Origin of the sequence: Lentzea sp. NPDC003310 (assembly GCF_040610935.1) — a bacterium.
GTDB lineage: Bacteria > Actinomycetota > Actinomycetes > Mycobacteriales > Pseudonocardiaceae > Lentzea.
The window spans coordinates 71,814-83,140 of record NZ_JBEXNC010000014.1 but is presented as its reverse complement, the minus strand read 5'-3'; the positions used below and the strand labels follow the sequence as shown (position 1 = coordinate 83,140).

General features: G+C 68.7%; 9 protein-coding genes. 3 read left to right on the top strand and 6 right to left on the bottom strand.

What is annotated here, in order from left to right; all coding sequences use genetic code 11:
* Nucleotides 1-36 precede the first annotated feature (36 nt).
* Complete coding sequence (locus ABZX02_RS28045) at nt 37-339, bottom strand: hypothetical protein (protein WP_355302294.1); 303 nt, start codon at nt 337-339, stop codon at nt 37-39.
* A gap of 4 nt (nt 340-343) precedes the next feature.
* Nucleotides 344-1,642, bottom strand: a complete 1,299-nt coding sequence (locus ABZX02_RS28040; RefSeq protein ID WP_355302292.1) for a 6-phospho-beta-glucosidase — start codon at nt 1,640-1,642, stop codon at nt 344-346.
* A 277-nt stretch (nt 1,643-1,919) separates the two neighbouring features.
* On the opposite strand from ABZX02_RS28040, the gene ABZX02_RS28035 reads away from it, so the two are divergent.
* Complete coding sequence (locus ABZX02_RS28035; protein WP_355302290.1) at nt 1,920-3,944, top strand: helicase; 2,025 nt, start codon at nt 1,920-1,922, stop codon at nt 3,942-3,944.
* Here the strand turns inward: ABZX02_RS28035 and cutA are convergent.
* On the bottom strand, nt 3,927-4,223 hold the full coding sequence (cutA, locus tag ABZX02_RS28030) for a divalent-cation tolerance protein CutA (RefSeq protein ID WP_355302649.1): 297 nt from the start codon (nt 4,221-4,223) through the stop codon (nt 3,927-3,929). The two genes, ABZX02_RS28035 and cutA, sit on opposite strands and share 18 nt — an antisense overlap.
* 14 nt (nt 4,224-4,237) lie before the next feature.
* The gene (gene add, locus ABZX02_RS28025) at nt 4,238-5,239 is read right to left on the bottom strand and encodes an adenosine deaminase (protein ID WP_355302288.1); all 1,002 of its coding nucleotides are present in this window, start codon (nt 5,237-5,239) and stop codon (nt 4,238-4,240) included.
* A 107-nt stretch (nt 5,240-5,346) separates the two neighbouring features.
* Between add and ABZX02_RS28020 the strand changes: the two genes are divergently transcribed.
* Together ABZX02_RS28020 and ABZX02_RS28015 are read left to right on the top strand one after the other, a co-directional pair.
* Nucleotides 5,347-7,146, top strand: coding sequence for a Xaa-Pro dipeptidyl-peptidase (locus ABZX02_RS28020; RefSeq protein WP_355302287.1), 1,800 nt, complete (start codon nt 5,347-5,349; stop codon nt 7,144-7,146).
* A 173-nt stretch (nt 7,147-7,319) separates the two neighbouring features.
* Nucleotides 7,320-8,360, top strand: a complete 1,041-nt coding sequence (locus ABZX02_RS28015; protein WP_355302285.1) for a DUF4192 domain-containing protein — start codon at nt 7,320-7,322, stop codon at nt 8,358-8,360.
* Here the strand turns inward: ABZX02_RS28015 and ABZX02_RS28010 are convergent.
* Both ABZX02_RS28010 and galE read right to left on the bottom strand, forming a co-directional pair.
* Nucleotides 8,330-10,333: a S9 family peptidase gene (locus ABZX02_RS28010; protein WP_355302283.1), complete on the bottom strand. Its 2,004-nt coding sequence runs from the start codon at nt 10,331-10,333 to the stop codon at nt 8,330-8,332. The genes ABZX02_RS28015 and ABZX02_RS28010 overlap by 31 nt on opposite strands.
* 6 nt (nt 10,334-10,339) lie before the next feature.
* Nucleotides 10,340-11,302, bottom strand: coding sequence for a UDP-glucose 4-epimerase GalE (gene galE / locus ABZX02_RS28005; RefSeq protein ID WP_355302281.1), 963 nt, complete (start codon nt 11,300-11,302; stop codon nt 10,340-10,342).
* Between the last annotated feature and the right edge of the window lie 25 nt (nt 11,303-11,327).

The window sequence follows — 11,327 nt, the reverse complement described above, 5'->3', positions numbered from 1 at the left end:
GCCGACGAGCGTAGTTAAGAACACCCCCACTCGGCATCAGACCCTCGTCACTCCGTGAACGAGACGACCGTCTGCACACGTCGACACGAGCTGAAAGATCCCACGCTCACGCGCAACGCCATCCATCACAAGACGCTCGACGAACCGGCACGAGACGCTCACGGAGCTGTCGCCGCCGGAGAGCTCGGCGAACCCCTGCACCTGCTTTGCCGGACCGCCGGCGCGGATCAGCTCCGGCGAGTACAAACTCAACAACGCCGATGCGTCCAACCGCGCGTAAACGAGCCGGAACGGATGCCAGATGTCGTTGTTGAGCTTCCCCAACAGATCGGGGTTCACGGCTTCAGAAGGCAGCGCGGAACACCCCGGACAGAAGCGGGTGCGAGTCCACGATCTTGCGTGCGACGTTCACGGAGTCCACGAGCGGATGCAACGCCAACGCCTTCACGGCATGTGCACGCTCACCGCTGATGGCCGCCTTGATAGTGGCGCGTTCGACAACCTTGAGCGCGGTGACGAGCCCGACGCTCTCATCCGGCACCTGGCTGACCGACACAGGCCGCGCACCGTTCGCGTCGACCAGGCTCGGCACCTCGACGATGGCCTCCGCGTCGAGACACGACAACGTCGACCGGTTCGGCACGTTGAGGATCAACGTTGCACGCTTGTCGGACGTGATGGCGTGCATCAGGTCGAGGGCGACTCGCTCGTACCCGCCGCCGTCGAGGTCGTCGCTGTCTCGTTCCTCGTCGCGCGTCTCGGCCATGTACGTCTGCTCGCGCTCCAAGCGCGTCCGCTCCCAGCTCTCCCACGAAGGCGCCGCATAGAACTGCTTTTGCTGTTCCAACAGGAACGCCCCACGCGACGCACCGGACTCCACGGCCTCACGCGTGAAGTAGTAGTAGTGCAGGTACTCGTTCGGAATCGCGCCCAACGTCCGCAGCCACTCCGAGCCGAAGAGCTTGCCCTCCTCGAACGACTCCAGGCGTTCGGCGTCCGCGAGCAGGTCCGGCAGCACATCCCGCCCGCCGAGGTGGACACCCCGCAACCAGCCGAGGTGGTTGAGCCCGGCGTAGTCGAGCCACGCGTCCTCAGGGGCGGCGCCGACCGCGCGTACCACCCGCTTGCCGAGTCCGACGGGGGAGTCGCAGATGCCGATGACGCGACGGCCGAGGTGCGCGGCCATCGCTTCGGTGACCATGCCGGCGGGGTTCGTGAAGTTGATGACCCAGGCGTCCGGGGCATGGACCGCGACCCGACGTGCGATGTCGAGCGCGACGGGAACGGTACGCAGCCCGTACGCGACACCGCCGGCACCCACGGTCTCCTGTCCGAGCACACCGCATCCCGCCGCGACGCTCTCGTCGGCCGCGCGCCCTTCGAGCCCGCCGACGCGGATCGCGGAGAACACGAAGTCCGCGCCGCGCACCGCTTCGTCGAGGTCGGTCGACGTCGTCACGGCCGGCGCGTCCGACGTGCCGGCCGCGAGTTCGGCCAGGACGCCGCCGATCGCCGAAAGCCGCGTGGCGTCGAGGTCGTGCAGCATCACCTCGGTGACGCGACCGGGCGAACGGTCGGCGAGCAACGCGCGATAGACGAGCGGCACCCGGAAGCCGCCTCCGCCCAGGATGACCAGCTTCATGCTTCGACCACATCCATTCCGGCCTGTTCCGCGGCGATGGCGGCTCCGCCGAATCCTACATTTGCAACTGCGGTCGGCGACGAATTGCCGGACATCCGGCAGTTTGGCTCTTGGGTGGACTGAAGCCATCTGTCAGGCCGCTGAACAGCAGGATCACCATCAGTGCGGGCTCTCGCAAAGGGTGTCGCACGCGACGAAAGTGTGCTACAAAGAATGGCTTTGGGATTTCGGAATGAATTTTCCGAGAAGATAGAAAGATTGTATCACAGGGGGCAAGGTGTTGGCGAGCGAACAGGCACGGATCACCGCTCTGTATGAAAAGCTCGACAAAGAACGGAACAAAGCAGCCGCCGACCTCGCGGCCGCGTTGAGGGACACCGTCACCCGGCGACTGGAGCGCGAGGCCTCCGTCGAGGTGCTGACCAGGGAAGTGACGAAATACCGGGCGGCGGAGACGGGCTTGTGCTTCGGCCGCATCGACTCGACGAACGGCGAGAGCGCCTACATCGGACGAGTAGGACTGTTCGACGACGACTTCGTACCGCTGCTGCTGGACTGGCGTGCTCCGGCCGCGCGCCCGTTCTACACGGCGACCGCCGCGAACCCGGAGGGCGTCGTGCTGCGTCGTCACTTCCGTGTGCGCGACCGGGAGCTCCGCGACTTCCATGACGACGAACTGCTGACGGACATGACAGCGTTGCTCGCCGCCCTCGACGCGCCGCGGACCGCGACGATGCGCGACATCGTCTCGACCATCCAGGCCGAGCAGGACGAGATCATCCGCTACTCCGGTCCCGGCGTCCTCGTGATCGAGGGCGGCCCCGGCACCGGCAAGACCGCGGTGGCCCTACACCGCGTCGCATACCTGCTGTATACGCGTCGTGAACGACTCGCACACCACGGTGTGCTGATCGTCGGCCCGAACACCGGCTTTCTCTACTACGTCGGCGACGTACTGCCGTCGCTGGGCGAGACCGACGTCGTGTTCGCCACCCCGGGCGAGCTGTACCCCGGCGTCGCGACCGACGTCGAGGACACCCCGCCGTTGCAACGGGCGAAGGGCGCCCTGTCAGTCCTGGACCTGCTGGACGTCGCCGTCGCCGACCGGCAGGAGCTCCCCGACGAACCCATCGAGATCGAACTGGAGGACGTGGTCGTCCCGCTCGACGCGCACACGGCCGCTGTCGCCCGTGAAAAGACGCGGTACTACGGGCTGCCGCACAACGCCGCGCGCAAGTACTTCTTCCTCGCACTCGCCGAGGAGCTCGTCGCGCCGGCGATGAGGCTGATCGGTGTCGACTGGCCGGAGATCGAGGAGGACGTCCGCCACGAGCTCCGGCACAGCGTCGCGGTACGTGACGCCGTCGACCGGCTGTGGCCGCTGCTCACCCCGGAGCAGCTGCTCTCCGACCTCTACGAGGGCCGCTGCTTCCGGATCGGCGCACCGGAGCTGTACCGGCCCGACGGCGACGCGTGGACCGTGTCCGACGTGCCGCTGCTCGACGAGCTCGCCGACCTGCTCGGATCCGACGGCACCGCCGAACGCGCGGCCAGGCGCGCAGAGGAAGAGCAGCTCGAGTACGCGCGTGGCGTCATGGACGTCCTGTCGATCGACGAGCGCGCGGACGCCGACGAGTACATCGTCACGGACTTCGTCAACGCTGAGGCCCTGGCCTCCCGTCACGAGGTCCGCGACCAGCGCGCTCTGGCCGAACGGGCCGCCGAGGACCGCACCTGGACCTACGGCCACGTCGTCGTCGACGAAGCGCAGGAACTGTCCGCCATGGACTGGCGGGTGCTCCTGCGCCGATGCCCGAACAAGTCCATGACCGTCGTCGGCGACCTGGCCCAGCGCCAGGCCGCGGGCGGCGTGCGGAGCTGGGGCTCGGTGTTCGACCGGTTCACCTACCGTCGGCTGGAGGTCAACTACCGCACCCCTGGCGAGATCATGGCCGTCGCCACCCCGGTCCTGGAACTCGTCGACCCCGACGCCTCGGCACCGGTGTCGATGCGCCAGGCCGGAGTCCGCCCGTGGGCCCGGCGCGTGACGGACATGTCGGCGGCTGTGCGCGACGAACTCGACGCACACGCCAACGCGCACGACGAACGCTCAATCGCCGTCATCGGCGAGGGCTGGATGTCGCCACGCGCGTCGAAAGGCCTGGAGTTCGACGTCGTCCTCGTCGTCGAACCGCAACGCATGTCGCCCAGTGAGCTGTACGTGGCGTTGACGAGGGCGACGCAGCGGCTCGGCGTCCTGCACACCGAGCCGCTGCCACGTCACCTACGAGGTCTCCTCTGACACCCACGCGAGGTAGTCATCGTTGCCCCCGGTCACAGGCGTGACGACGACCTCCGGCACGTCATAGGTGTGATGAGCCTTGATGTGCGCGACGAGTTCATCGGCGCGGATGGCGGACGTCTTCACGATGCACTGCCATTCCGCGTCGAGGCGCACCTCACCGTCCCACCGGTAGACGCTGCGTATCGGCACGATCTGCACGCACGCGCCGAGACGTGCCTCGACGATGCTCTTCGCCAGAGACTCCGCGGCTTCGGCGGAGTCGACCGTCGTCGTCACCACGCTCACACCACTCACAGGGCTTCGATCTCCTTCAACATCCGGTCCTTGAGTTCCGCGGGTGCGTACGACGCGTGCACCGCGGCTCGTGCAAGGCCGGCGAGTTCGTCGCTGCCGAACCCGAACCGCTCGTGGCACAGCAGGTACTCGCGGTCGAGATCGGTGTGGAACATGCCGGGGTCGTCGGTGCTGATCGTCACCGGCACCCCGGCCTCCACAAGTCGCGGCAACGGGTGGTCGTCCAGCGACGTCACCGCACCCGTGCGGATGTTCGACGTCGGGCAGACCTCCACCACGACGCCCTCGTCGGCGAGGTACCGCACCAGATCAGGGTCCTGAACCGCACTGACGCCGTGCCCGATCCGTTCGGCGTGCAGATCGCGCAGCGCGGCCCAGATCTCGCCGGGCGGCGTCGTCTCACCGGCGTGCGGCACCATGTGCAGCCCCGCGTCACGCGCCATCGCGAACGCCTCGCGGAACTTCGCCCTCGGCGAGTCCGACTCGAATCCACCCAGGCCGAACCCGACCAGCCCCTCGGGCCGGTACTCGGCCGCGAACCGTGCGCTGGTCATGCCCCAGTCGCGATCCCACGTACCGGGAACATCGAAGATCCACTGCAGCGTCACGCCGTGCTCGGCGAGCGCCTCGTCACGTCCGGCCTTCAGCGCCGCGACGAGTTCGTCGGGTGCGATGCCCGCCCGCAGGTGACTGGTCGCGCTGATCGTCAGCTCCGCATAGCGCACATTGGTCCGTGCGGCGTCACGCGCGTAACCGACTACAAGAGTGCGGATGTCCTCGCCTGTGGTGACCAGGTCGTTGACGATCCCGTACACGTTGATGAAGTGCCGGAAGTCCGTGAACTCGTAGAACTTCCGCAACGCGGCCTCGTCGGTCGGCACTCGCCCGCCTGGGTGGTTGCGCGCGAGCGTGAGGACGGTGTCGACGGAAGCGGCGCCCACGAGGTGGACGTGCAGCTCGGCTTTCGGCAACGCGTGGACGAAGTCGGAAATGTGCACGGTCCATGCTCTCAGGTCAAGGGCCGTTCGACGGGTGACATGTCTTGCAGTCAAAGGAGAGGGTGCAGGGCGATCCCTGTCTCTGGCTTCCGCATTGGGGGTGCCTCGTGAGGGGCGCACGAAGAGTTGCACTGCTGACAGCGGTGCTGGTTCTGCCATTCCTGCCCACGACGGCCCAGGCGGCCGAGGGGCCGGTGTTCCAGGACGGCGAGGCGCAACCCGTCTTCGATCCGAAGGACGTGGTGAAGGAGAGCCTCTGGGTCCGGGCGCCGGTCGACAGCGACCGCGACGGCAAGGACGACGAGGTCTACACCGAGGTCGTCCGGCCCCGTGCCACCGAACGCGGCCTCAAGGTCCCCGTCGTCTACATGGTCAGCCCGTACTTCTCGGGCGGCAACGACGTCGCCAACCACAACGTCGACGTCGAGCTTTATGTGCCCGACAAGCGCAACGGCCGTTTGCTGAAGGCCTCCTCCGACGAGCGCATCACCGCCGCCCTCGGCCCGAACCCCATCACCTCGGGCCGTTACGAGGCTTACTTCATCGCGCGCGGATACGCCGTCGTCTACGCCGAGTCCCTTGGCACCGGCAAGTCCACGGGCTGCCCGACGACAGGCGACGTCAACGAGACGATCGGTGCCCGCGTCGTCGTCGACTGGCTCAACGGCCGTGCGAGCGCACGCACCGCCACGGGCGACGCCATCAAGGCGACCTGGTCGACCGGCAAGACCGGCATGATGGGCGTCTCCTACAACGGAACGCTGCCCAACGCCGTCGCCTCCACCGGAGTGCGCGGCCTCGAAGCCATCGTGCCGATCGCCGCGATCTCCAGCTGGTACGACTACTACCGCGCGGACGGCGCCGTCGTCGCACCCGGCACGTTCCAGGGTGAGGACGCCGACGTGCTCGCGGAGTACGTCTACACGCGCGCGGACCGGGAGATCTGCAAGCCGATCATCGCCGAGATCGCCAAGGACCAGGACCGCGTCACCGGCGATTACAGCGAGTTCTGGGACAAGCGGAACTACATGAACGACGTCCGCAAGGTCCGTGCGGCCGTGCTGGCGGTGCACGGCCTCAACGACTGGAACGTCAAGATGACGCACGTCGAGCAGTGGTACTCGGCGTTGAAGAAGGTCGGTGCGCCGCACAAGATCTGGCTGCACCAGTCCGGGCACACGGACGCCGACACGCTGCGGTCCGCCGAGTGGAGGCGCACGCTCAACCGCTGGTTCACCCAGTACCTCTGGGGTCACCGCAACGGCGTCGACAAGGAGCCGAAGGCGACGATCCAGCGCGAGGACAAGACGTGGGCCGACGAGAAGGACTGGCCGGCTCCCGGCACGTCCGACGTGCGGCTGCGCCTGTCTCCGGGCGGCACCACCAAGGGAGGCCTCGGGATCCTGCCGGGCCGCGGCGTCGAGAAGCTGACCGACGACGCCACGAAGACGGCCGAGTCGCTGATCGACCTGGCCACGTCGCCGAACCGGCTCTCGTACACCTCGGAGCCCGCCAAGAAGCCGGTGCGGCTCTCGGGCAAGTCGACGGCGAACCTGCGTCTCGCGTTCGACCGGCCCGCCGCGAACGTGACGTCGCTGCTCGTCGACCGCGCCCCGGACGGCAGGTCGCACGTCATCACGCGCGGTTCGACCGACCCGCAGAACCGGGACCGGCCGGACAGGACGTCGCCGATCAAGCCCGGCAAGTTCTACGACGTCGAGGTGCCGATCGTGCCGGACGACTACGTCCTGCAGACCGGTCACCGGCTCGAGTTCGTCGTGATCTCCAGCGACTACGACTACACGCTGCGCCCGAAGCCGGGCGCCGGACTGTCGCTGGACCTCACGCGGACGTCGGTGGAGCTGCCGGTCGTCGGCGGCTGGCGCACGGTGCTCCAGTCGTTCTGACGTGATGCCGCGCTTCGGTCTTACAGGACCGAAGCGCGGCAACCTAGCACCCACCCCCGACAAAACCCCGCACGACAGTGCTCCAAGATCTCGACCTGTCCACAGCCGCCGAGTTGTCCACAACTTCGCGCCGACCCGGCTCCACCCCCGGCCCCGCCCTCCACAGTGGGCCCATGCCCTCAACCCTCTCGAAGCCGATCCGGGTCCGTGACGCGGGCGATCTCTACGCCGCGATCCCGCACCTGATGGGGTTCCACCCGTCCGACTCGCTGGTCGTGCTGGTGCTCCAGGACCACCTGATCAGCATGACCATGCGCGTCGACCTACCGCGCCCGCGACATAGAGGCGTCCTCGCGGCCCAGCTGGAAGCCCCGCTGCAGGAGCAGGACGCGTCCGAGGTGATCCTCGTCGTCGTGTGCCCGCCGTCCGAGCACATGCCCGAGCAACTCCCGCACGAGCCACTCGTCAAGACTCTCGTGAACCGGCTCGGCGGCGTGGGCATCGACGTCGTCGAGGCGGTGTGGCTGCCCTCGTGCCAGAAGGACGCGAAGTGGTTGTGCTACCTCGACGTCGACTGCCACGGCACATTGCCGGATCCCCAGCTGTCCGCGGTGGCCGCCGCGTCCGCCCACGAGGGCAACGTGACGTTCGAGTCGCGTGCCGCGATGGCCGCGATCCTCGCGCTGGATCCGCCCGACGCGCTGGAACGCAGATCGACGCTGCTCGACGAGCTCACGACGAGTTCGGGCGACCCCGACCCGCACACCGAGCTGCACTTGGTGAGCGCCGCGATCGACGCCGTCGAACACCGCAAGGGATCTCTGCCGGACAAGGAGATCGCCGCCCTGGCGCGGGCGCTGGCGGTGCCGGACGTGCGCGACGCGAGCCTGGGCTTCGCGACACAGCCCAGGTCGAGGCTGGCCGAACGGCTGTGGATCGAGCTCACCAAAGCCTCCCCGGCGCCGGAACGAGCCGAGCCCGCGTGCCTGCTGGCGTTCTACGCCTACCAGCGCGGCGACGGAGGGCTCGCCTCCATCGCGCTCGACGTGGCCGAGGAGGCGTGTCCGGGCCACGCGCTGAGCAAGCTCATCCGCTCGGCCGTCAGCGCGGCGTTCCCGCCCTCGGAGATGCGGGCGCTGTCCGCCAAGTACATGGACAGCGCCCGTGAGCTGCTCGCCGGCCCTCAGAGCAGTTCGGGCCGCTCCCAGTCCTGATCCAGGACGTGTTCGGCCAGGAACGCCCACACCGTCTCGTACCAGACCCGAGAGTTGCCGGGGGTGAGGATCCAGTGGTTTTCGGTTGGGTAGTAAAGGTATTTCGCGGTGACCCCGTGTCGGACGAGGTCGAAGTACAGGCGATGCCCTTCACCGATCGGAACCCGGTAGTCCTTGTCCCCGTGGATGACCAGCATCGGCGTTTTGATGTCGGCCACCCGCAGGTGCGGGGAGTTGGCATGGATCCGCTCCGGCTGGGTGAGGGGATCGCCCATCTCCCGCATCCAGTAATAGGAGCTGTCGGTGCCGCCGGAGAAGGCGTCGAGGTGCCACAGGGACGCGTGCGTGACGATCGCGCGGAACCGGTCGGTCTGGGTGGCGATCCAGTTGGCCATGTAGCCGCCGAACGACCCGCCCATGGCGGCGGTCCGGGAGGCGTCGATGTCGGCCCGCTCGACCGCGACGTCCGTGATGGCCATGAGGTCGGTGTAGGGCTCGGCACCCCAGCGGCCCCAGCCGGCCTGGATGAAGTCGGGTCCGTACCCGGTCGACAGGGCGGGGTCGGGCAGCAGGACGGCGTAGCCGCGAGCGGCCATCAGCCACGGGTTCCAGCGCCAGGTCCAGCCGTTCCAGCTCATGACGGGTCCGCCGTGGACCCAGAGGAGCAGTGGGGCGGGGGAGTCGGCGGAGGCGCCGTCCGGCAGCACCAGCCAGGAGCGGACGGTCCTGCCGTCCGCGACGACCGTGGAGATCTCGGTGAGGGTGCCGGGCACCGACGCGAGGGCACCGGGGGCGCGCAGCCGCTCCGGGTCCTGGTCGGCTCCGGTCGCGGCGAGCCGCACGGGCTGTGGCGGGTGGTCGACCGAGTTGCGCAGCGCGTACAGCGTCTGGCTGTCCGGGCTCACGATCACGTCGCTGTAGTAGCCCGACACCGTGAGCTTCATGATCTCGCCGGACGCGAGGTCGAGGCGCCAGAGCGGCTGGTGCCCGAGGTGGCTCGCGGTGAAGAAGACCGCCAACCCGTCCGGGCTCACCACCGGGTGGTCGGGTACCTCGTCGAACTCGGGCGCCAGTGGCGTGATCGAGCCGTCCGCCAGGTCGATCCGCACCAGATCGCGCCGGAACGGCGAGTCCGGAGTGGACTCGCGCGTCCTGATCGCGATCACCGCGGAGGAGTCCGGCGTGAAAGTGCCTGCGTGGAAGGAGAATCCCTCCTCGGAGGCGACGGTCCGGGACTCCCCACCGGTCGTGGCGACGACCCGCAGCTCGACCCTGCGGCCGTAGGCGGCACTGACGTCGACTGCGTGGCCGTGGACGGCCCACTTCCCGTCCGGGCTCAGCTCGACGTCCTCGTCGCTGAACCGGGTTCCGGCGTCCTCGCTGAGGGTCACGACGGACTCGGTGGTGACGTCGGCGAGAGGCGCCGCGAACAGCCGAGGGTGAGCCGGGCCGAGGTCCGCGTCCCAGTACCGGATCGGGTACGACTCGTGCAGGATCGCTGTCACGCCGGCGTCGTCGCGGGCCTTGCGCTTGGCGTTGTCGTCGTCGCCGAACTCCGTGAAGCGATAGGTCGACGACGTGAACAGCAAGGTGTCGCCCGCTGCCCGCACTTGACCGACTCCGCCACCCGGTCGCAGCACCTCGGCGGCCTCACCGCTGACCGGAAGCCGCCACAGCGCCTTCGTCTCCTTGGACTCTCCTGGTTTCGCGAGCGGGTCCGGGCGAGCCGAGAGGAACAGCAGCGACCCGTCCGGGGCGAACACGGGGGAGGAGTCGCCCTTGGCGGAGCGGGTGAGCCGGACGGCCTCCCGCTCCCCGGTGGGGTCGACCTCCCAGAGAGCGCCCTGCCACGTCTTGCCGTCCGGCGCGAGCGTGGACACGACGGTGACGAGCCGGGTGCCGTCCGGGGACAGCGCGAGCGACGCGAGCCGCGCGGTGGCGTTGTAGCTCTCGAAGGAGGCGAAGTCGGTCATGCCGGCTCAGGCTCCGTGCCGGGCGCGGGTGAACTCCCACGCGTCGCGGACGATGCCGGTGATGTCGGCCCGCTCGGGCTTCCAGCCGAGTTCGGTGCGTGCCCGCTCGGCGGAGGCGACCAGGACAGCCGGGTCCCCGGCGCGGCGCGGGGCGACGACGGCGGGGATGGCGTGGCCGGTGACCTCGCGGCAGGTGTCGATGACCTGCTTGACCGAGAAGCCGGTGCCGTTGCCCAGGTTGTAGATCCGGTGCTCGCCGGCGGTGGCGTTCTCGAGCGCGAGGAGGTGGGCGTCGGCGAGGTCCAGGACGTGGATGTAGTCGCGGACGCAGGTGCCGTCCTCGGTGGGCCAGTCCTCGCCGTAGATCGAGATGTGCTCCCGCTGCCCGAGCGCGACCTGGAGCACGAGCGGGATCAGGTGCGTCTCGGTCGCGTGCCGCTCGCCGATGGTGCCGTAGGCGCCGGCGACGTTGAAGTACCGCAGGCTCGTCGCCGCCAGGCCGTGCGCCGCGGCGTACGACGTGATCGCGTGGTCGATGGCGAGCTTGGTGGCGCCGTAGGTGTTGGTCGGCGCGGTGGGGGCCGTCTCGGGGATCGGCACCTCCCGCGGCTCGCCGTACGTCGCGGCAGTCGAGGAGAAGACGAGCTTCGGCGTGCCGTGCTCCTTCATGGCGTCGAGCAGGCGGATCGCCGTAAGGACGTTACCCGTCCAGTACTTACCGGGGTCCTGCATGGACTCGCCCACGAGCGACTTCGCGGCGAAGTGCAGAACGCCGTCGAACCCTTCTGCGAGGACATCGCCGATGACCTCGGCGATGTCACCCCGGATGAAGCGCGCTCCCGAGGGGACGGCGTCCTCGTGGCCGGTGGAGAGGTCGTCGAGGACGGCCACCTCGTGTCCGGCTTCGAGCAGCCGGGCAGCGCACACACTGCCGACGTATCCGGCCCCGCCCGTGACGAGCAGCTTCACCACAGTCCTCGCATTCCTGGTCAAG